An 18,818-nucleotide genomic window follows, 5' to 3' on the forward strand; every position below is an offset into this window, starting at 1 on the left:
AAGTGGCATTCCCATTACTGAGGCGGAGTTGCGAAGCCTGGTTGAACTCTGTACTCTCTGTGGCCTTTGTCCTTGTCCCAAAATTGCCGCCGATCTGATGGAAGCAAAGAGTCGCTATATCGACCGGGAAGGACTGTCTCTGGCGGTCAGGATACTTACTGATGTTCCACGCCTCGCCCGTTTATGCGAAACCTTCCCGAAACTGATTAACGCACTAACGTCGAATAAAGCTGTTGGTTTCCTGCTGCGAAAGGTGGCTCATATCCATCCCAAGCGGCAACTTATCAAAATCCCGGAGCAGAATTTTTTCCAATGGACAGCGCAGAAAGGTTTGACCTCCAGAAGGGATAATAGTCATAACGTAGCCTATTTTGCGGGTTGTTCCGCTGGCTACCTCTTCCCACAAATAGGACAGGCAACGGTAGAGGTTTTGGAGCACAACGGCGTTAATGTGTACGTGCCGCCACAAGAATGCTGCGGTATGCCGCACCTTGTTGAGGGCGACCGTAATACCACGCTACGGCGGGTCCAAGCCAACATGGGAAATCTGCTGGAATCGCTTCAGGCAGGTGATGATCTGGTCTGCTCCTGCCCTACCTGTGGCTATCTTATGAAGGTTCTTCTTAAGGAAAGGGCCTACTATTCAGAAGCATATCAGAGGTCGGTCAATGCCGGAGAGGATGAACTTAAAGTTCCGAAATCACCGCAAGGCCGTACAAGATTCAAGGTGCTCAAAAAATCCATGTATAAGGACATTCTGACGGATGACGGCTATTTTTCTTCACTTGACCCCATGAACCGCATCGATCTGGCCGAGCATCTTTTTGATGCCGGTGAGTATCTGGCCCGGCTACATTCCGATGGCCGCTTAGATACCCGGTTCGCTCACATCCCTGAACGAATGGTCTACTTTGCCCCCTGCCACCAGAGAGAACAGAAGATCGGTAGTCCGTACCCGGATCTTCTAACGCTGATTCCAGGGATAACCATTGAACGAGTGGAAGGGATGTACTGTTGCGGTATGGGGGGTAATTTCGGTTATAAGACCGGCTTCCACGAAAAATCACTTGAGTTAGGCAGTTCCCTGATGGATAAAATCCGAGAACTTGCTCCTCAGTCGATAATTACTGACTGCATGAGTTGCCGGTTGCAGTTCAATCACGCGTTGCCCTATCCAGTCTTTCACCCGATGGAAATCCTTGCCCGTGGCTATTTGAACAGGCGCAACTCTCTGAGCAGGACAGATTCAGGCGAGTAATGAACTTACAACCAGCCGTATAAAGACCGTTAAGCGAGAAATTTGTTGTTTGGCGTTATGCGTTTTTGGTATAACCAGCTCTACAATTTCAGAGCTTCACAGAACAGCCTATTGGAGGCTTCACATGTTCGGATTCGGCATGCCGGAACTCGTTATCATTCTTGTCATCATGCTGGTGATCTTTGGTCCTGGCAAACTCCCTCAACTGGGTGCTTCACTTGGCGGCGCGATCAGAAGCTTCAAGAAGGCCGCAGAAGAAGAGCCCAAGCACATAAATCCCAAGGATGAAGAGAAATAGGATTAATAGGAGCCGTACCAATCGCTGCAATGACTAAACCTCTGGAATATGACATAACCGGCGTCATCCTGATTGGCGGGAAGAGCCGTCGCATGGGGCGGGACAAGGCGTTCCTGGATGTTGCGGGCAAACCGCTCTTCGAACGCGTATTGGAGGTTTTCCGCGAGAGCTTCGACCGGATCGTTCTGGTTGGGGACCGGGAAGAACGCTTTGCTGCCTACAATCTGCTGGTCGTGCCGGACATCTACCCCGGCAGTTCCCTGGGAGGTCTCTACACCGGCCTCTTTCATGCGGCAACCGAGTACGTCTTCGTTTCTTCCTGCGACCTCCCATTCCCTAACGCCGACATTCTCCGTCATCTCTGTTCCTTGAGGGATGGCGTCGACGCTGTGGTGCCAAGCATAGAGCACGGTTACGAACCCCTCTTCGCACTTTACTCGAAAAGCTGTCTTGGACCGATTAAAGCCCTTCTGGAAGCCGGTGAGTTCTGCGCCTACGCCTGGTATCCCCAGGTCAAGGTCAGATACGTCTCCGATGAAGAACTGGCTCATATCGATAAGGCCGGAAGGGCTTTTCTGAACATAAACACCCCGGATGAATTTGCAGAAATAGGAGGAAAGCTATGACCGTAAATGCGGTTTCTTTCGTGGCAAAATCGGGCACCGGCAAAACTACCCTGTTGGAAAAGGTCATCGCCCGTCTCAAAGAACGTGGATACAGAGTTGGGGTCGTCAAACACGACGCCCACCGCTTCGACATCGATCATCCGGGCAAGGACAGTTACCGGTTGACTGCCGCTGGTGCCGACACCATGCTGATCTCATCTCCCGAGAAGCTGGCCATGGTGAAGAAACACGCCGAAGCGCCAGCCATCGAGGAAATTCTCTCTACCTATTTCACCGACGTGGATATCGTGCTTACTGAGGGGTTCAAGAAGAGCTCCATGCCGAAGATCGAACTCCACCGCAAAGAGCGGAGTGCGAGCCTTCTCTGCCGTGGTGAAGAGTTCGACCCGACATTAGTGGCGGTAGCCAGTGACGAACAACTGGACCTGGACGTGCCGGTGCTCGATCTCAACGATCCACCCCAGGTTGCCGACTTCATCGAACAAAGCTTCCTGAAATGAGCGCCCCCGGATCGGTAATTCAGGTACGTTCCAAGATCTGGCTGGAAATTAACGGCGAGCCGGTGTTCGGTCAGGGACGGGAAGAACTGTTGCGGCTGGTGCAGAAGAACGGCTCCATAAACGCCGCAGCAAAGGCGATGGGGATCACCTACCGCAAGGCGTGGACCTACATCGATGCTATGGAAAAGCGACTGGGGTTCCCTCTGGTGAACCGCCTGAAGGGTGGACCAGGCGGCGGTGAATCCACTCTAACCCCACAGGCGGAAATGTTTCTGGAAAAGTTCGACATCCTACGACAAGGGTTCAACGAAACAGTGAATCGGAAATTTATGGAACTCGACTTCTGAGACTATTAAGGAGGTATTTATAGATGGTCAGCATCGAGCAAGCGCAACAGACCATATTGGAATATATCCCCCCGCTGGAGACGGAAAAGGTTTCAGTGCTTCAAGGGCTGAATAGAGTAACTCCAGAGGATCATATCGCACCCTGGGACATTCCGGCTGCAGACAATTCTGCCATGGATGGGTTCGCTTTCTCCCATGCAACTCTCACCAGCAATAGACTACGGATGACCGGATTTCTACCGGCGGGAGAAGTGCGGACCATCCCAGTGCCTCCGGGTGAAGCTGTGAGGATCATGACCGGTGCCCCGGTTCCACCCGATTGCGACACCGTCGTACCCATCGAGGATGTGAAAGAGGATGGCGAATGGATTTGCCTCACCTCGTCAGTCAAGGCCGGCTCGCACATTCGCAAACAGGGGGAGGACATCCGGCACGGAAATGTTGTCATACCTGCCAGCACGCTCCTCAGACCACAGGAAATCGGTATGCTCTCGGCCATGGGAACGACGTCCCTGGCCGTTTATCGTCGAGCCAGGGTCGCCATCCTCGCCACCGGTGACGAGCTCCTGGAGCCCGGAGCGACACCGGCACCGGGCAAGATCATCAACAGCAACAGCTACAGTCTGGCCGCCCAAGTACTGGACGCAGGGGGGGACCCGGTCCTGCTCGGAATCGCCCCGGATACTTTGGACGCCACCTGTGAAAAGATCAAGTCCGGCCTGAATGCCGATATCCTAGTCATCACCGGCGGCGTGTCAGTTGGGGACAGGGATTTCGTCAAGATGGCAATCGAACAACTGGGCGGCAGTGTCACCTTCTGGAAAGTGAACATGAAGCCGGGGAAACCCCTGGCATTCGCTATTCTGGATGGGAAGCCGGTATTCGCCCTGCCCGGGAATCCGGTTGCCGCCATGGTCTCCTTTGAACTGTTCGTGCGGCCTTCGCTTCTCAAAGCAATGGGGCACCTCCGTATCTTCCGGTCGAAGGTCAAGGCGCTTCTGCAGGAGCCGGTGACAAACAAGGGGAAGCGCCCCCACCTGGTGCGGGGAATTGTCACCGTGCATGAAGGTCGTTATCTGGTTTCCACCACCGGCAATCAGAGTTCCGGACGACTTTCATCGTTGATTCAGGGAAACGGCCTGATCAAACTTGCTCCTGAAGCCCTGCACAAACCGGGAGATGAAGTGGAAGTCCTTCTGCTGGATCGCTGGTTTGAGTTGGGATGTGTCGGCGATGTCGTTGCTTGACCCTCATGGAAGGCGCATAAACTACCTCCGGCTCTCAGTGACCGACCGTTGCAACCTGCGCTGCCGGTACTGCATGCCTGCCGATGGAACACTCAAGGTGGGCCATGACGACATCCTGAGTTACGAGGAGCTGCTCCGAATCGCCCGCGCCGCAGTAGAAATCGGCGTGGAAAAGATACGGGTGACCGGGGGAGAACCGCTGGTTCGGCGAGGGATCATCGACTTTCTGCGACAACTGGCGGCGATTCCCGGCCTTCGACGGCTGGTGCTCACCACCAACGGCGTGATGCTCCCCGAGATGGCGGCCTCGCTACGTAATACAGGAGTGGAAAGTCTCAATATCAGTCTCGATTCCCTGAGGCCGCAAACCTTCGCGGCAATCACCCGTGGTGGTGATCTTCGTCAAGTTTTGGCCGGGATTGAAGCCGCCGAGTCTGCCGGATTCCGGTTCGTCAAGATCAACGTGGTTGTAATGCGCGGAGTCAACGACGATGAAATTGAGGAGTTCGCAGCTCTCACCCTGGATCGTCCATGGCGGGTGCGCTTTATCGAGTATATGCCGACTCTGGCGGAGCCGGGGTGGGGAGCGACCGTAGTGCCCGGTGCGGAGATCCTGGCGAGGCTGTCGCGCCGGTTCACGATGACGGACGAGGCTTCAGAAAATCTTGCCGGCCCTGCGCGCTACCAAAGGATTGCCGGGGCAGCCGGGCTGGTAGGGGTAATCACCCCTGTTTCCTGCCATTTCTGCGGCGACTGCAACCGAATCCGGGTAACCTCTCGTGGCATAGCAAAAAGCTGCCTCTTCGACCGCGGAACAATCGACCTCCGGCCTATACTTGCCGGTGGTGATGACACCACGCTCCGCGAGGCCCTCTGCCGAACCGTGGCCGGGAAACCCGACCGACACAGACTTGCCGAAGGCAGCGACAGGCAACGGCAGATTACCATGTCCGGAATTGGAGGATGATGATGCGACAGGGGAAGGTTGTGGCAGTGTGCATAAGCAGGAACAAGGGAGAACGGAAGACATCTGTCGAACTTGTCGAGGTGCGTGAAAATCACGGCATCATCGGCGATGCCCATGCAGGTGAGTGGCACCGGCAAGTAAGTCTGCTCGCCATTGAGAGTATCCGGAAAATGCAAGCTCTCGGGCTAAGAGTCGACGCCGGAGATTTTGCCGAGAACATCACCACCCAGGGGATCGATTTGCCAGCGCTCCCGGTCGGATCGCGGCTGACCGTTGGTGAGGCCCTGCTGGAGGTGACCCAGATCGGCAAGGAATGCCACACCCGCTGCGCCATCTATCATCAGGCTGGTGATTGCGTCATGCCCAAGGAAGGGATCTTTGTCAAGGTGCTGCATGGAGGTATAGTTAAGCCGGACGATGCAATAGAGGTTCTGCAGTGACCCTTTCGCTTCTGATACCCCTGTTGATTTGTGTCTTGGTAGTGGCCATACTCTACTCAAGTGTTGGCCATGGCGGCGCGTCGGGATACATCGCTGCATTGGCCTTGTTCAGCGTGGCACCGTCGGCCTTCAAACCCACTGCCTTGATTTTGAACATCCTGGTTGCGACTGTGGCCACCTTCTCCTTCACTCGCGCTGGCCATTTCTCTTGGCGGCTGTTCTGGCCTTTCGCGATAACGTCGATCCCTTGCAGTTTCATTGGCGGCTATCTGAACCTGCCACCTCACATTTATAAGCCACTGGTGGGACTCATTCTACTGGCTTCAGCCTGCCGACTCTTTTTCCATTCTAAAGATGATGGTTCAGAGGTAAGACATCCTTCGATGCCGGTGGCCTTGTCTGTCGGGGCTGTGCTTGGACTATTGTCTGGGCTGACCGGCGTGGGAGGCGGCATATTTCTCAGCCCTCTCTTCATAATGCTCAAGTGGGGAAAAGCACGAGAAACATCAGCTGTCGCAGCGCTGTTCATCCTGGTCAACTCCACAGCCGGACTTCTCGGTCACCTCAGCAGTCTTCAGTCGATTCCAGGTTTTGCACCGCTACTTGCGGTTACAGCAATTACTGGTGGTATAGTAGGTTCATTCTTCGGTAGTTACAGAATGCCCAACGCTCGCGTTATCAGAACATTATCCGTTGTGCTTACCATTGCCGGTTTCAAGTTGCTCTTTGTATAATCCCCCACAAACACCCCCCCAAAAAAGATTTCCTACTTTCTGTTCCATTCTCTGATCTTTGAGTAACGATCTCTAATTTTTTTACATGCTCAATGAGTAAATAGTGATATATTCATGATATCTTGTTTAAATAAATAAGTAAGCGAGGCCTGCCATGAAAAAAAAAGGGTTCATACTCTGTGTCTGCCAGGGCACCTGTCCCAGTTTCACCAAAATGGACATCTTTGGTGTGCTGTCCGATGTGCGCCGTGAGAAGATCTTCGATTACGTCTGCCTCCATCCCCAGCTCTGTGTCAGCGACGGCGAAGAGTTCCTGAAAGTACTTCTCTCCGGTGGAGAGACGGAGAAACTCTATGTCGCGGCCTGCGATCCACAGATGCAATGCAAGATGTTCCGGGACGCCTTCGATGCGATTGGCTTCGACAAGGCGATGCATATCCCACTCGACATCAGGAACAAGACAACTGAAGAGGCGGTAGCTGCCATAAAAGGAATGGTGGCGAATAATCCGTGACCATGCCTGCAAACGAAAGAATATTTTTGTCCCTTACGAGCCGAGTATTGCCATTCCTCATTTCGACGCTACTGGTGCTACTGGTACTATCCCCAGTGGACACCTGTTTGGCTGATGTGCCCAGGCCAGTCGATACTCAGGTAATGGTCTACTACTTTCACGGCACGGTGCGATGTGAGACGTGTCTTTTTATCGAAACAGTGGCAGAAGGAACGCTCAAGTCAGAATTCTCCGATGACTTGGCAACCGGTAGATTAACGTGGCGCTCCATAAACATCGACCATCAGGAGAACGTCCATTTTGCATCGGACTATAACATTGGCCCAAATGAACTTGTCGTTATCCGAACAAATCAGAGCGGCAATATAACGTGGGAGAAAATCACTGGCACTTGGGATCTTGCCGCAGACCCCGGTCGATTGAGTGTAACGGTCAGGGATGTCGTCCTTAAATTCCTCGGCAAAAGATGATATGGAGTAACAGGTGGCAAAACTGCTGGAAGTGAATAATCTGACGTACCTAGCTGGTGGTCGTAAGATCATCGATGACCTCTGCCTCTCTATCAACACAGGAGAGGTCCATGCGCTCATTGGCACTAACGGCACCGGAAAGAGTACCTTGGCTTGTTTGATCATGGGGTGTGGCAGTTGTCGCGCCACGGAGGGCGAGATACTCTTTGCGGGACACCGCATCAATGATCTTGAAATCCACGAGCGCGCCACACAAGGGATTACCATGGCCTGGCAGGAACCAGCCAGGTTCGAGGGGCTTTCGGTACGCGAATACCTGTCACTTAAACCCTCCGAGGTTACTGCTGACACCTGCCTTACCATGGTGGGACTGGAACCCCGCACTTATCTCGACAGGCAGGTGGACAAGGCCCTATCTGGAGGCGAGCGCAAACGTATCGAACTTGCCTCCATACTCGCCATTAGCCCACAACTGGCACTGCTTGATGAGCCTGACTCGGGAATCGACATGCTCTCTACCAGTGAGATAATTAAAGTTATCGAGTCACTCAGGGCCTCAGGGGCAGCGGTTCTTCTCATCACGCATCGGGACGAAATAGCACGCATAGCGGACAGGGCATCTCTTCTCTGTGGTGGAAGGATTATCTGTACGGGGCCACCTGAAACAGTTGCAGACCGTTATCGGGAACGCCGTTGTGCGGTATGTAATAGCTGGGAGTGCGATTATGCCGGCGATTGAATCTCTGCTCAATGCACTGCAGGAAACAGGGGAGGATCGCAGCGTCCTGGAAGCATCCGACACCGCTCACCTGGTGGTGGAGGGCAACACCGTCCTGAGTGCCAAAACGGTCCCGGGGCTGGAGCTCGTGACTCAGGAGACCGCTACAGGAATCGCCGCGACTGTCCTGGTACGTGAAGGAGTGCGGATTGAGCGCCCTGTCCATCTCTGTTTCGGGGTCGTCCATCCGCAGGGACTTCAGACAATCCGAATGGATCTCAGACTTGAACGTAATGCTTCTGCCATGCTCATGGCCCACTGTCTATTTCCGCGTGCCGAGGAAGTCCGGCACGAAATGGAGGCCACTGTGGAAATCGGCGAGGGCGCAGAACTCGATTATCGAGAGATCCACTTCCATGGTCCATTCGGTGGCACTACCGTTATTCCCCGCTCCTCCGTAACCATCGGTAGCAATGGTCGATATCGGGGCGACTTCACACTCACCACGGGGAGAGTTGGAATGTTGGACTTCAATGTCTCTGTCCATGCCGCCGAAGATAGTATTACTGAGTTGACCGCCCGGGTTCTCGGTTCAAGTAGTGACCAAATCACTATCAGGGAGTCGGTCTCTCTTGATGGAGACAACGCCCGCAGTATTATCAAGACTCGTATTGCCCTGACAGATGAAGCGACTGCTGTAGTTACCAATATCACCGAAGGGAATGCGGCAGGTGCCAGAGGACATGTTGACTGTATGGAACTGGTACGGGACCGTGCCGTTGCCAGTGCGGTACCCGTGGTAAATGTCACGAACCCCTTGGCCAAGGTGACTCACGAGGCAGCCATCGGGACTGTTGATCTACGCCAGATGGAAACTCTTATGGCGCACGGACTGACTCCGGATGAGGCTGTGGACGTGATCGTGAAGGGAATTTTACGGTAAGTCCGAAGCGGGTTATTACTTGCCGTCCTCGTTCCCGAAGATACAGGAGGATGAATTATGAAAGAATGGCGCGGCATTCCGAGAGAAGAGATTCCATGGTTTCCGTCTATAGACGCTGAAAAATGCATCGGCTGCAAAGCCTGTATTGAGTTCTGCAAGAATGACGTTCTGGAGTATGTTGAGGCTACTGTAAAGACTGTCGTAAAGCATCCTTACAACTGCGTGGTCGAGTGCCGCACCTGCTCTAGGCTCTGTCCGACAGAGGCCATATCCTTCCCTGACGAGAAGGAGTTCGCTTCATTCATCAAGGAAAAGTTGTCAGGTGTCCCAAGGTAACGACATGTGGGGTAACAGCCGTGGAAGTTGATGCTGACATAACAGGGGGAGAAATTGGCAGTATCGTTGAGGTACACGGCCCTGTCGTCCTCATTCGCTGCAACCCATTGCCACCTCTGCGCCAAGCCCTTGTTACCCGTGGCAGAGACCCGGCCTATACCTTCGAGGTCTACCAGCATCTTGACCGCGAACAGATCCGGGCCATCACCCTCGAAAACCCTGCCGGATTGCAACGCGGTATGCGCGTATATGACAGCGGCGCCCCCCTCTCAGTTCCGGTATCACAAGCCTGCCTGGGCCGGCTTCTTGATGCCTTCGGTGCACCGCTTGACGGAGGCCCGCCCCTTCCCGATGTAGAACACCGCCCCATTCACGCCCACCCGGCGCCCTTTCACGAAACCACATCATCCACCGGAATTCTGGAAACCGGCATCAAGGTAATCGATCTCCTCAGCCCCTTTGTTCGTGGCGGGAAAACCGGTCTCTTCGGTGGCGCCGGTGTTGGCAAGACCGTGCTGATCATGGAATTCATGCACGCCATCGTAGCGCTTCACCAGGGGGTGTCGGTATTTGCCGGCGTGGGTGAACGGATCAGGGAGGGACATGAACTGTGGCACGAGATGCGCGACGCCGGAGTCATGCCGAACAGCCTGATCGTTCTGGGGCAGATGGACGAGTCTCCCGGCATACGTTTTCGGGTCGGTCTCTCAGCACTTACCTACGCTGAATACCTTCGGGACACCCTCGGCAAGGAAGTGCTGTTTCTCATGGACAATGTGTTCCGGTTCGCCCAGGCCGGGAGTGAAATCTCCGGGCTGCTCGGACGAATCCCTGCCACCGTGGGGTACCAGCCGACCCTCATGAGCGAGGTGGCTGAACTGGAAGACCGGATCATATCAACCCGCGCCGGCGCTCTCACCTCGGTACAGGCTGTTTATGTGCCGGCTGACGACATGACCGATCCGGCTGTCAATGCCATCCTCGGACATCTCGACTCCATGGTTATCCTGTCCCGCTCCCAGGCTGCGAAAGGGATCTATCCCGCTGTTGACCCGCTCCAATCAACTACCAGTCTCATGGACCGTTACATTCTGGGAGACCGTCACTACTCGGTAGCAGAAGGGGTGCGAGAGCACCTGGCGCGGTACCGGGAACTGGAGGATGTGATCGCCATGCTCGGCATTCAGGAACTATCCGAACATGACCGCCTGGTTGTGTTGCGGGCTCGCAAACTCCAGCGCTATCTCACCCAGCCGTTCCATGTGACCGCCGAGCATGCAGGCATGAAAGGTGTCGCCGTCCCGTTGGAGGAAACCCTGTCCGATTGCGAGCGATTCCTGTCCGGTGCATACGACGCCACGACTGAAGAAGAATGCTACATGCGCGGCGCCATGGGGAGGCCACGGCCATGAAAACAATGACCCTCCAATTGCGGCATTCGACCGGTTCCGCACGGTTCGACAATGTCACCAGTTTTGTCGGCGAGGACGCTTCGGGCAGTTTTGGCATCCTGCCCGGTCATGCCCGGATGATGACGGCGCTGAGCGTTGGCCTGGCCAGGTTTCGGACTGTTGACGACGACTGGCATTACCTGGCGCTTCCCGGCGGCATTCTCGCTGGTGGCGGCGACCATTTCACGCTCTGCACCCGGCGTTATCTGCATGACACTGAATTAGGCCGTATCGGAACGATGCTGTCAGAACTCCAGAGAGCCGACCAGGAGGCTTTGGGAGGCATTCGTGAAAGTCTGCACCGCCTGGAGGAGGAGATGCTCCGGCGACTGAGGGAGATCGAGCGGGGTAGCCATGAGTAATGACAACAAACGTGACGATGACAACCTGACACAACAGGTTGAGCAGCGGGTTAAGCGCCTTATCCGGGCCCAGAAGGAAAAGCCGACTGTACTGGGTCAGTCGCTCTATATGGGTACACTGGGACTGCTCCTGGTGCTGCCGGTGGTCGGCGGTGCCTATCTGGGCCGCTGGATAGACGGCATGGTTGCCGGCTACTCCGTCCGCTGGACGCTGTCGTGTCTCTTCCTGGGGCTCGTCATCGGCGTGGTCAACGTGTACCTGCTGGTAAAGGAGTAGTTATGCTGGATGGTACGCACGCACTGTTCTACCTGGGACCTGTAGGGATAAGTACGGCTGTCGTCACCACCTGGGGGATCATGGCTGTTTTTATCCTTACCGCATGGTTCCTCTCCCGTAGGCTTACCATCGATCCCGGCCCTCTTCAGATTGCCGTCGAGGGGGTCGTACAGGCGATTCACTCTGCAGTGTATGAGGTATTGCCACGCCGGGCCGACTCTGTGTTTCCATTTGTGGCGACGCTCTGGCTCTTCATCGGAGTCGCCAATCTCTCCAGCCTGATTCCCGGTGTCCATTCTCCCACAGGGAATATCTCTGTCACAACCGCCCTGGCGCTGCTGGTCTTTTGCTCTGTTCACTGGTTCGGCATACGAATCGAGGGGCTGCGCCGATACCTGAAGCACTATCTTTCGCCAAGCCCCATCCTGCTGCCGTTTCATATCATTGCCGAAGTTACCCGGACGCTGGCTCTGGCCGTACGTCTGTTCGGCAACATGATGAGTCTGGAGATGGCCGCATTTATGGTGCTCCTGGTGGCCGGTCTTTTCGCACCCATACCGCTGCTCATGCTTCATATCGTTGAGGCAATAGTTCAGGCCTATATCTTCGGCATGCTGGCTCTGATGTATATCGCCGGCGCTATCCAGACGCTGGAAGCCAGGCAGCCCCTGAAGGAGGAATAAATATGACCCCGATATCCTGGTTTGTACTCGCATCGACGGTAGTGGCGGTGATCGCCATGTCCGTCGGGATTATTGCGCCAGCAAACGCCATGGGCAAAGCGATCTGCACCGCCCTGGAATCCCTGGCCCGCCAGCCGGAAGCCGAGAAATCACTGAGCAGGACACTCTTCATCGGTCTTGCCATGATTGAATCCCTGGCCATCTACTGTCTGGTGATTGTGCTGATTGTGCTCTTCCGGAATCCCTTGCTTGAATACCTCCTCAAATAGCGGAGGAACCCCATGGAACTCGACCTGACCACCTTCCTGATGGAAGTTGTCAATTTCATGATCCTCGTCTGGATTATGAACCGGCTACTGTATAAACCGGTCCAGGCGGTCATCGCCAAACGGCTGGCAGCCATGGATCAGATGCGTTCAGAGGCTGAGCGGATCCGCACCGAAGCGACCGAACTGAGCCAGACCTATCACGGACGTCTGGCTACATGGGATGCAGAGAAAACGGAGTTGCGCCGCCAGTTGCAGACCGAGATTGCGGCTGAGCGTCAACGTCTGACAGCCGACCTGGATCAAGAACTCGACGGAATGCGCGACAAGGCCCGGATCGCGGAAGAGCGCCAGGTCGAGGAACGGGTCCGCCTGAGTGAAGAACGTGCCATCGCCCATGCTGGTCGGTTTGCAGCACATTTGCTGAGCCGCATCGCCACTCCGGAACTGGGAAAGCAACTCATGGATATGCTGCTTGAAGACCTGGCGGCACTTCCCGATGAGCAGCATCGTTCCATAGTTGAATCGCTCGGCAGGGTAGACTCCGTGGTTCGTGTGGCAAGCGCCTATCCGCTTCCTGATGATTCATCACAACATTTTGAAGTACGTTTCCGTGAGGTCTTTCCTGCTGCCAAACAGTTCAGTTTCAGTGTCAATGAAGCGCTTCTGGCCGGAATCCGCGTGAACACCGGCCCATGGAACCTCTCTGCCAACCTCAAGGATGAACTTTCCTTCTTTCAGGGTGGAATAAATGGCGACTGAAACCATGCCAGCATCATCATCTCCTGTACTGACCTCGCCACTTGCAGACCTGGAGGCAAGGCTTACGGGATATCAACCGGCAACCCGTGTCAAGGAGCGTGGGATGGTCGTTGCCGTGGGTGATGGTGTGGCATGGATTCGCTGCCTTCCCTCAGCGGCTCTCGATGATGTCATCGCCCTGGAAGATGGCAGCCGGGCGCTGGTCTTCCATCTGGGCAAAGAACTGGTAGGCGCCATACTGCTCAAACAGACCGACCGCCTCACCGCCGGAACCGGAGCGCTGCTGTCCGGTGCCAGACCGACGGTTCCCGTGGGCGACCCACTGCTTGGAAGAGTCGTGGATCCATTGGGCCATCCGCTCGATGGTCTGCCGGCTCCGGTTAACTGCACACGCCGTGAGATCTTCGGGCCGTCGCCGTCGATTCTGGCGCGTACCTTTGTTAATGCCCCCCTCTACAGCGGAACAACCATGATCGACACCATGATCCCGATCGGCAAGGGGCAGCGCCAGTTGATTATCGGCGGGTCATCCACCGGGAAGAGTTCCCTGGCGCTTGACGCAATCATCAGCCAGCACGGCAGCGGCGTTCACTGCATCTACGTTCTGATCGGTCAGAAGCGTTCCAAGGCGGTCAACATTGTCGAGACATTGCGTACAACCGGGGCGCTTGCGCATACATCCGTTGTTGTTGCCGAGGCGTTTGAACTCCCCGGCCTCAAATACCTGGCCCCCTTTGCCGGATGCGCCATCGCCGAAGAGTGGATGAAGCAGGGGAAGGATACTCTGATCGTGTATGACGACCTCTCCCTGCACGCCCAGACCTATCGTGAGATCTCTCTGCTGCTGCGGCGACCGCCAGGGCGTGAGGCCTATCCCGGTGACATTTTTTACCTTCACGCACGCCTGCTGGAGCGCTCCACCGTACTTGACGCAAGCCACGGAGGCGGAAGCATGACTGCGTTGCCAATCATCGAGATCCAGCAGGGTGAACTGGCCGCCTATATACCCACCAACCTGATCTCGATTACCGACGGGCAGATCTATCTCGATCAGGAACTCTTCGCCGCAGGCTTTCTTCCGGCCATCGACATCACCCGTTCCGTATCGCGCATCGGTGGCAAGGCCCAGCACCAAAGAGTCAAAGAAGATGTCGGACGAATGAAACTTGACTACCTCCAGTTTCTGGAATTGGAAGTGTTCACCAGGTTCGGCGCACGTCTTGAGGCTTCGGTCGAGGCCAGGATCAGGCGTGGCAAGGTGCTGAGGGAACTGCTCCGGCAGGAGCGGCGTGCGCCACTACCGGTTGAGTACCAACTGACTTGGCTCATTGCCTTCAATGAAGGGCTTCTGGACGGCAAGACGCCGGAAGAAATTCCGTATCTGATGAAGCGTCTCAGGGCTGCTGCTAAGGAAGGGGGATGTGCCCTGGAAAGCAGCCGGGAGAGATGGCGCGAACTTGTTATGGAAGCGTTGGCTGATCATGGTGGGGCAGATGGCCGGGCGGCGTGAACTTCAACGGCGTTTGCGCTCCCTGAGTGATATCGACACCATTCTCGGGGTTATGAAAAACCTGGCCATGATGGAGGCCGGTAAACTCTCCCGAATTCTTGTCGCCCAACGGGAGATGGTGACAAGCCTTGAGGATACAGCCTCTGATTTTATGACCTGGTTTCCGCCCCCGCAACGGTCTTCGCAGGAAACGAAGGTGCTGCTGCTGGTTGGTTCACAGCGTGGTCTCTGCGGTGACTTCAACGACCTCCTGCTCGCAGCACTGCCACAACCTGAGCATGACAACGGCACATCACACATGATCTCCGTCGGAGCCAAACTTGCGGGCAGATTGCAGGTGGACACGCATCTGGATGGCCCCCATGCTGTCGAGGAAATCGGGCAGGTTATTTATCGGGTCATGGATGCTATCAACGCTCTGCTCATTCGTGCCGATAGCGACCACAACCCTCTTCGGTTATCCGCTCTCTACCATGACCCGGACAGCGGAATCGTCGAAGTCAGGACTCTTGCCCCCTTAGTCGGGCCTACTGGCAGGCCTGTACCATCTGACAACGTTGCCCCTCATCTGAATATTGCACCATCAGTATTCTATGCCCAGTTGATGGAGCAGCACCTGCTGGCAGCGATAACCGAACTGTTCCACCGTTCCCTCATGTCAGAAAGCCGTTACCGGCTCAATCACATTGAGGGCGCATCGCACCGCATAGAGAGACGTGTCGACGAGTTGCAGAGGAAACAGAATATAGCCCGGCAAGAGGAGATCATCGAAGAGATTGAGGCGATACTGGCTGGTGTTGGCCTCAATGAGTCAGATACTGAGGAGGTGAAGCCGGTCACTCGGTCGGCGAAGCAAGACTGAGAGCTGAATCTGAAATTTAACACGGGTCACGACAGAACCATCTCGAATACATACGATTACTATGATATTTTTTTAAAGATCTAAAGTTAATAACTCCTGAGCCGAACAATCTCAAAACACATGTGATAAAAGATTTTTCACCGTCACCACTTCATAGAAAGGAGATTTGCTTTGAAAACAATGCTGAATAAGTTGGCTCTTGCAGTCGTACTTTTCGGAATGCTCTGTACGACAGCTTATGCAGCCGGCCAAAGCGGTTGCATCACCTGCCATGCTGATGATGCAAAGATGAAGGTTCTTGTCACCTTTATTCCACCGCTAGAAGGCGAAGGCGAAGGCTGAGCTGGGAAACCTCCGCCAGTTTCGGCGGAGCAGTATTACAAGGGGTTCGTAGTCGATAAGGCTGTTATAGCGAAAGACCCCCATTTTGAAGAAGGGTGTTCGTCCTGTCATAAGGGTGATGAAAAGGCACTGGACAAGGTTGCAGCCCACAAGGGTTTAGTTAAGCGGCCTTCAGACAACCTGGCTGTTTGTGGCCGTTGCCATGAGGCAATTGCAAAAAACTTCAAGAACTCGCTGCATTATACGACTGCAGGGCTCAAGCACGGCATTCAGGGAAGAATGGGAACTGCCGAAGGGAAACTGTTCAACGAGAAGGTTTTTACGAAAGCCTGCAACAGCTGCCATGCAGCCTGTGGCGATTGCCATGTTAAGGTTCCGGTTATCGGTGGCCTAAACATCGGTTTAATCAAAGGGCATACATTTGTCCGGCGAGATGAAGGAAAGACCTGCGCACTCTGCCACGGTGGTCGTGTTTATCCCGAGTTTACCGGTGAATATGGCGGCACTCCTGATGTCCATTACCAGAAGGGGATGATCTGTCTTGATTGCCACAAACAGAGTGAGTCTCACGGCGATGGCACCATCCAGACAAATCGTAAGGAGATCAAAGAGCGCCCTTCCTGCCAGAAGTGTCATCCGGTTGGCAGTGATAAGAGTGACAAGGCTAAAGAGGCTCACGCTGCGCATAATGGAAAACTGAGTTGTGTGGCGTGTCACTCATCAGGTGGCTATCGCAACTGCACCAACTGTCATGAAGGTAAAGGGGCTACATCAACCCCCGGCTTTATCCTCGGACTTAATCCTCGTGACAAGAAAACCGTCACCACACTCAGGATCATCCCGACCGTACGCGACACCTTTGCAGAGTCGGGGGTCAAGATGGAAAAATTTGATGCTCTGCCCAATTACTGGGACACATCCCCTCACAATATCAAAAAACGAACCGACCGTACCAGGTCGTGTGATACCTGCCACGTTGAAAAAACTAGCTTTCTGACCAAGGAAATTCTTATAAAAGGCGGATCAAAGGCCAACGAGGAGCTCATTCGCGAGCCCAAACCACTCAAGTAAAGGAGATAGCATGAAGAAATCAGGTCTGCTTATTCTAATATTGCTGGTACTGTGTGCCATACCGGTTTGGGGGGCGTCGCTGCCTGCCATTGTTACAACCGAATGGCTGGAACAAAACCTTACCAACCCCAACCTCCGTATTATTGATATTAGAAAGCTGGAAGAGTATAAAGCCGGCCATGTTCCAGGTGCTGTAAACGCGTTTTATGGTAGTTGGGCCATAACTGTCAAACCAATGGACAACCAGGTGCCGGATCTGGAAGACCTTCAGGACGTAGTCCGCAGTGCAGGAATCGGAGAAAATACCATGGTCGTTGTGGTTGGTAAAATCGATACCATCCCTGACCAGGTCAATGCTCCACGGGTCGCCTGGACTCTCCAGTATGCAGGAATCAAACAGGCAGCGTTTCTTGACGGCGGCATGAACAAGTGGGTTGCTGATAAGAAACCGATGGCAACCGATATGGTTAAGATTGCGCCAACAAATATATCCATCAAGTTCCAGAAAAACATGATGGCCTACAAAACCGATGTCACTGCCGGCAAGTCACTGCTGGTCGATTCAAGACTTCCTGAATACTATTTCGGCGCCAGCAAGGTTCCCCATGTAAAAAGACCGGGCAAGATTCCCGGTGCAGTGCTGTTACCATCAGCATGGCTCTTCAAGAAGGATGGCACCCTCCGCGACGTTCCAGAAATTGAAGCCATGGCAGTAGGTGTAGTTGGAAAAGACAAGACAAAGGACATGATCCTATACTGCGACAGCGGTCGTCTGTCTGCCGGTTTTGTCTATGTTCTCACAAATGTCCTGGGTTACACGAACGTCCGTATGTATGACGACTCCCTGCAGGACTGGGTAGAAGACCCGAAGGCTCCGCTGGCCATGTATAACTGGAACTGACTTTTGATCATCCCCCATCTTACCCCAGCGGCTTAGTGACAGCCGCTGGGGTATCCCATCAGAGCTATATCAGCTGTTCATCTAATACTTACCCCCTGCCGAAAGAAAATCACACATACACCTCGAACCGGGCGACCCATTTGCGCTAAAAAGATTTGACAAACCGACACTCAAGCACTATATGATTATATAGTCATTACATGAAAGGATGCCTATGAAAGACCTTGTTGATTTCCGTGCTGATATTTTGAAGGCCCTGGCTCAGCCGACCCGTCTTAAGATCATTGACTTTCTGCGTGGCGGCGAGCGCTGCGTTTGTGAGATTTTCCCAGCCATCAGCGAGGAGCAATCCAATACCTCCCGGCACCTGAGCATGATGCTTTCTGCAGGTGTTCTTTCCCGTCGCAAGGATGGGCTGAAGATCTATTATGCCATCAAGCATCCGGAGATTCTTGATGTAGTTGATATGGTCACTCTGATTGTAAAGCAGGAGATATCGGAACGACACAAACTGTTGAAAGCTGTGTAAAGGAGTAGATTGCCATGGAAGAACTGACCATCGAATGGCGGCATTACGACAAGGACGGGGCTACCTGTGACCGTTGCACAGCAACCGGCTCGTCGGTCAAAGAGGTCATGGCAGAACTGACCAATGAACTTGCTGGCAAGGGGATCACCGTCGCTTTCATCGAAACGAAACTGCCAGAAGAACAGATGGTGCAATCGAACCTGGTACTGTTTAACGGAGTACCGCTGGAAGAGGTTCTTGACAATGCCGCAGCGGATGAAAGCCACTGCTCGTCCTGCTCCTGCATGACCGGCTCGGAAACCACTTGCCGGACAGTCGCGTACGAAGGCGAGATACACGAAGAGATACCCGCTGACTTGATACGGCTGGCTGCATACAAAGCACTCGGACTCGACCAAAAGTAA

At 54.3% G+C, this 18,818-nt stretch carries 27 protein-coding genes; all 27 read left to right on the plus strand.

Translation table 11 applies throughout. From position 1 onward, the window contains the following. Positions 1–28 precede the first annotated feature (28 nt). The 27 genes from OR1_RS02830 to OR1_RS02955 all read left to right on the plus strand — a co-directional run bounded on the left by OR1_RS02830 (position 29) and on the right by OR1_RS02955 (position 18,818). Positions 29–1,258 (plus strand): heterodisulfide reductase-related iron-sulfur binding cluster, encoded by a 1,230-nt coding sequence (locus OR1_RS02830; RefSeq protein WP_237754206.1) that lies wholly within the window; start codon positions 29–31, stop codon positions 1,256–1,258. A gap of 124 nt (positions 1,259–1,382) precedes the next feature. Then, on the plus strand, positions 1,383–1,556 hold the full coding sequence (locus OR1_RS02835; RefSeq protein WP_041969819.1) for a twin-arginine translocase TatA/TatE family subunit: 174 nt from the start codon (positions 1,383–1,385) through the stop codon (positions 1,554–1,556). Between the two features lie 29 nt (positions 1,557–1,585). Further along, positions 1,586–2,182 (plus strand): molybdenum cofactor guanylyltransferase, encoded by a 597-nt coding sequence (locus OR1_RS02840; protein WP_041969820.1) that lies wholly within the window; start codon positions 1,586–1,588, stop codon positions 2,180–2,182. Further along, on the plus strand, positions 2,179–2,682 hold the full coding sequence (gene mobB, locus OR1_RS02845; protein WP_041969821.1) for a molybdopterin-guanine dinucleotide biosynthesis protein B: 504 nt from the start codon (positions 2,179–2,181) through the stop codon (positions 2,680–2,682). Before OR1_RS02840 ends, mobB begins: the two co-directional genes overlap by 4 nt. Further along, positions 2,679–3,029 (plus strand): winged helix-turn-helix domain-containing protein, encoded by a 351-nt coding sequence (locus OR1_RS02850; protein WP_041969823.1) that lies wholly within the window; start codon positions 2,679–2,681, stop codon positions 3,027–3,029. Before mobB ends, OR1_RS02850 begins: the two co-directional genes overlap by 4 nt. Before the next feature lie 23 nt (positions 3,030–3,052). After that, positions 3,053–4,276: a gephyrin-like molybdotransferase Glp gene (gene glp, locus OR1_RS02855; RefSeq protein WP_041969824.1), complete on the plus strand. Its 1,224-nt coding sequence runs from the start codon at positions 3,053–3,055 to the stop codon at positions 4,274–4,276. Then, positions 4,263–5,243: a GTP 3',8-cyclase MoaA gene (moaA, locus tag OR1_RS02860; protein WP_041969825.1), complete on the plus strand. Its 981-nt coding sequence runs from the start codon at positions 4,263–4,265 to the stop codon at positions 5,241–5,243. The genes glp and moaA overlap by 14 nt, the downstream gene beginning before the upstream one ends. 2 nt (positions 5,244–5,245) lie before the next feature. After that, positions 5,246–5,683, plus strand: a complete 438-nt coding sequence (locus OR1_RS02865; RefSeq protein WP_041970037.1) for an MOSC domain-containing protein — start codon at positions 5,246–5,248, stop codon at positions 5,681–5,683. After that, the gene (locus tag OR1_RS02870; RefSeq protein WP_041969827.1) at positions 5,680–6,417 is read left to right on the plus strand and encodes a sulfite exporter TauE/SafE family protein; all 738 of its coding nucleotides are present in this window, start codon (positions 5,680–5,682) and stop codon (positions 6,415–6,417) included. The genes OR1_RS02865 and OR1_RS02870 overlap by 4 nt, the downstream gene beginning before the upstream one ends. A 154-nt stretch (positions 6,418–6,571) precedes the next feature. After that, on the plus strand, positions 6,572–6,931 hold the full coding sequence (locus tag OR1_RS02875; protein ID WP_041969829.1) for a hypothetical protein: 360 nt from the start codon (positions 6,572–6,574) through the stop codon (positions 6,929–6,931). A 143-nt stretch (positions 6,932–7,074) separates the two neighbouring features. After that, complete coding sequence (locus tag OR1_RS23175) at positions 7,075–7,401, plus strand: nitrophenyl compound nitroreductase subunit ArsF family protein (protein WP_370543324.1); 327 nt, start codon at positions 7,075–7,077, stop codon at positions 7,399–7,401. A 13-nt stretch (positions 7,402–7,414) separates the two neighbouring features. Next, positions 7,415–8,140: an ATP-binding cassette domain-containing protein gene (locus OR1_RS02885; protein WP_202812028.1), complete on the plus strand. Its 726-nt coding sequence runs from the start codon at positions 7,415–7,417 to the stop codon at positions 8,138–8,140. After that, positions 8,127–9,062 (plus strand): SufD family Fe-S cluster assembly protein, encoded by a 936-nt coding sequence (locus OR1_RS02890; protein ID WP_041969832.1) that lies wholly within the window; start codon positions 8,127–8,129, stop codon positions 9,060–9,062. The genes OR1_RS02885 and OR1_RS02890 overlap by 14 nt, the downstream gene beginning before the upstream one ends. Before the next feature lie 57 nt (positions 9,063–9,119). After that, on the plus strand, positions 9,120–9,398 hold the full coding sequence (locus OR1_RS02895) for a ferredoxin family protein (protein ID WP_041969833.1): 279 nt from the start codon (positions 9,120–9,122) through the stop codon (positions 9,396–9,398). 20 nt (positions 9,399–9,418) lie between these two features. Then, on the plus strand, positions 9,419–10,810 hold the full coding sequence (gene atpD, locus OR1_RS02900; protein WP_041969834.1) for a F0F1 ATP synthase subunit beta: 1,392 nt from the start codon (positions 9,419–9,421) through the stop codon (positions 10,808–10,810). After that, complete coding sequence (locus OR1_RS02905; RefSeq protein WP_041969835.1) at positions 10,807–11,211, plus strand: F0F1 ATP synthase subunit epsilon; 405 nt, start codon at positions 10,807–10,809, stop codon at positions 11,209–11,211. Before atpD ends, OR1_RS02905 begins: the two co-directional genes overlap by 4 nt. Beyond that, positions 11,204–11,488, plus strand: coding sequence for an AtpZ/AtpI family protein (locus OR1_RS02910; RefSeq protein ID WP_041969836.1), 285 nt, complete (start codon positions 11,204–11,206; stop codon positions 11,486–11,488). The genes OR1_RS02905 and OR1_RS02910 overlap by 8 nt, the downstream gene beginning before the upstream one ends. A 2-nt stretch (positions 11,489–11,490) precedes the next feature. Continuing rightward, a complete protein-coding gene (locus OR1_RS02915; RefSeq protein WP_041969837.1) occupies positions 11,491–12,171 on the plus strand; it encodes a F0F1 ATP synthase subunit A in 681 nt (226 codons plus the stop codon). Between the two features lie 2 nt (positions 12,172–12,173). Further along, positions 12,174–12,440 (plus strand): ATP synthase F0 subunit C, encoded by a 267-nt coding sequence (gene atpE, locus OR1_RS02920; RefSeq protein WP_041969838.1) that lies wholly within the window; start codon positions 12,174–12,176, stop codon positions 12,438–12,440. A 12-nt stretch (positions 12,441–12,452) separates the two neighbouring features. Further along, a complete protein-coding gene (locus OR1_RS02925; RefSeq protein WP_041969839.1) occupies positions 12,453–13,199 on the plus strand; it encodes a hypothetical protein in 747 nt (248 codons plus the stop codon). Further along, a complete protein-coding gene (locus OR1_RS02930; RefSeq protein ID WP_237754207.1) occupies positions 13,189–14,709 on the plus strand; it encodes a F0F1 ATP synthase subunit alpha in 1,521 nt (506 codons plus the stop codon). Before OR1_RS02925 ends, OR1_RS02930 begins: the two co-directional genes overlap by 11 nt. Continuing rightward, positions 14,693–15,571: a F0F1 ATP synthase subunit gamma gene (locus tag OR1_RS02935; RefSeq protein ID WP_041969840.1), complete on the plus strand. Its 879-nt coding sequence runs from the start codon at positions 14,693–14,695 to the stop codon at positions 15,569–15,571. The genes OR1_RS02930 and OR1_RS02935 overlap by 17 nt, the downstream gene beginning before the upstream one ends. A 171-nt stretch (positions 15,572–15,742) precedes the next feature. Continuing rightward, a complete protein-coding gene (locus tag OR1_RS22230) occupies positions 15,743–15,913 on the plus strand; it encodes a hypothetical protein (protein ID WP_160295203.1) in 171 nt (56 codons plus the stop codon). A 279-nt stretch (positions 15,914–16,192) separates the two neighbouring features. Beyond that, positions 16,193–16,984, plus strand: a complete 792-nt coding sequence (locus tag OR1_RS02940; RefSeq protein WP_041969841.1) for a cytochrome c3 family protein — start codon at positions 16,193–16,195, stop codon at positions 16,982–16,984. Positions 16,985–16,994: 10 nt separating this feature from the next. Continuing rightward, positions 16,995–17,885, plus strand: a complete 891-nt coding sequence (locus OR1_RS02945) for a sulfurtransferase (RefSeq protein ID WP_041969842.1) — start codon at positions 16,995–16,997, stop codon at positions 17,883–17,885. A 214-nt stretch (positions 17,886–18,099) separates the two neighbouring features. Beyond that, positions 18,100–18,414 (plus strand): metalloregulator ArsR/SmtB family transcription factor, encoded by a 315-nt coding sequence (locus OR1_RS02950; RefSeq protein ID WP_041969843.1) that lies wholly within the window; start codon positions 18,100–18,102, stop codon positions 18,412–18,414. A gap of 14 nt (positions 18,415–18,428) precedes the next feature. Then, positions 18,429–18,818 carry a DUF2703 domain-containing protein gene (locus tag OR1_RS02955; protein WP_041969844.1) on the plus strand — a complete coding sequence of 130 codons (390 nt, stop codon included), beginning with the start codon at positions 18,429–18,431 and terminating at the stop codon, positions 18,816–18,818.

The sequence above is a fragment of the Geobacter sp. OR-1 genome (assembly GCF_000813145.1).
In the GTDB taxonomy this organism is placed as follows: Bacteria; Desulfobacterota; Desulfuromonadia; order Geobacterales; family DSM-12255; genus Geoanaerobacter.

Excerpts from the sequence above, each read along its gene's own strand:
- OR1_RS02835 (WP_041969819.1), top strand. The coding sequence starts at position 1,383 with ATGTTCGGATTCGGCATGCCGGAACTCGTTATCATTCTTGTCATCATG.
- OR1_RS02840 (WP_041969820.1), top strand. The coding sequence starts at position 1,586 with ATGACTAAACCTCTGGAATATGACATAACCGGCGTCATCCTGATTGGC.
- mobB (WP_041969821.1), top strand. The coding sequence starts at position 2,179 with ATGACCGTAAATGCGGTTTCTTTCGTGGCAAAATCGGGCACCGGCAAA.
- OR1_RS02850 (WP_041969823.1), top strand. The coding sequence starts at position 2,679 with ATGAGCGCCCCCGGATCGGTAATTCAGGTACGTTCCAAGATCTGGCTG.
- glp (WP_041969824.1), top strand. The coding sequence starts at position 3,053 with ATGGTCAGCATCGAGCAAGCGCAACAGACCATATTGGAATATATCCCC.
- moaA (WP_041969825.1), top strand. The coding sequence starts at position 4,263 with ATGTCGTTGCTTGACCCTCATGGAAGGCGCATAAACTACCTCCGGCTC.
- OR1_RS02865 (WP_041970037.1), top strand. The coding sequence starts at position 5,246 with ATGCGACAGGGGAAGGTTGTGGCAGTGTGCATAAGCAGGAACAAGGGA.
- OR1_RS02875 (WP_041969829.1), top strand. The coding sequence starts at position 6,572 with ATGAAAAAAAAAGGGTTCATACTCTGTGTCTGCCAGGGCACCTGTCCC.
- OR1_RS23175 (WP_370543324.1), top strand. The coding sequence starts at position 7,075 with ATGGTCTACTACTTTCACGGCACGGTGCGATGTGAGACGTGTCTTTTT.
- OR1_RS02890 (WP_041969832.1), top strand. The coding sequence starts at position 8,127 with ATGCCGGCGATTGAATCTCTGCTCAATGCACTGCAGGAAACAGGGGAG.
- OR1_RS02895 (WP_041969833.1), top strand. The coding sequence starts at position 9,120 with ATGAAAGAATGGCGCGGCATTCCGAGAGAAGAGATTCCATGGTTTCCG.
- OR1_RS02905 (WP_041969835.1), top strand. The coding sequence starts at position 10,807 with ATGAAAACAATGACCCTCCAATTGCGGCATTCGACCGGTTCCGCACGG.
- OR1_RS02910 (WP_041969836.1), top strand. The coding sequence starts at position 11,204 with ATGAGTAATGACAACAAACGTGACGATGACAACCTGACACAACAGGTT.
- OR1_RS02915 (WP_041969837.1), top strand. The coding sequence starts at position 11,491 with ATGCTGGATGGTACGCACGCACTGTTCTACCTGGGACCTGTAGGGATA.
- atpE (WP_041969838.1), top strand. The coding sequence starts at position 12,174 with ATGACCCCGATATCCTGGTTTGTACTCGCATCGACGGTAGTGGCGGTG.
- OR1_RS02925 (WP_041969839.1), top strand. The coding sequence starts at position 12,453 with ATGGAACTCGACCTGACCACCTTCCTGATGGAAGTTGTCAATTTCATG.
- OR1_RS02930 (WP_237754207.1), top strand. The coding sequence starts at position 13,189 with ATGGCGACTGAAACCATGCCAGCATCATCATCTCCTGTACTGACCTCG.
- OR1_RS02935 (WP_041969840.1), top strand. The coding sequence starts at position 14,693 with ATGGCCGGGCGGCGTGAACTTCAACGGCGTTTGCGCTCCCTGAGTGAT.
- OR1_RS02940 (WP_041969841.1), top strand. The coding sequence starts at position 16,193 with ATGGGAACTGCCGAAGGGAAACTGTTCAACGAGAAGGTTTTTACGAAA.
- OR1_RS02945 (WP_041969842.1), top strand. The coding sequence starts at position 16,995 with ATGAAGAAATCAGGTCTGCTTATTCTAATATTGCTGGTACTGTGTGCC.
- OR1_RS02950 (WP_041969843.1), top strand. The coding sequence starts at position 18,100 with ATGAAAGACCTTGTTGATTTCCGTGCTGATATTTTGAAGGCCCTGGCT.
- OR1_RS02955 (WP_041969844.1), top strand. The coding sequence starts at position 18,429 with ATGGAAGAACTGACCATCGAATGGCGGCATTACGACAAGGACGGGGCT.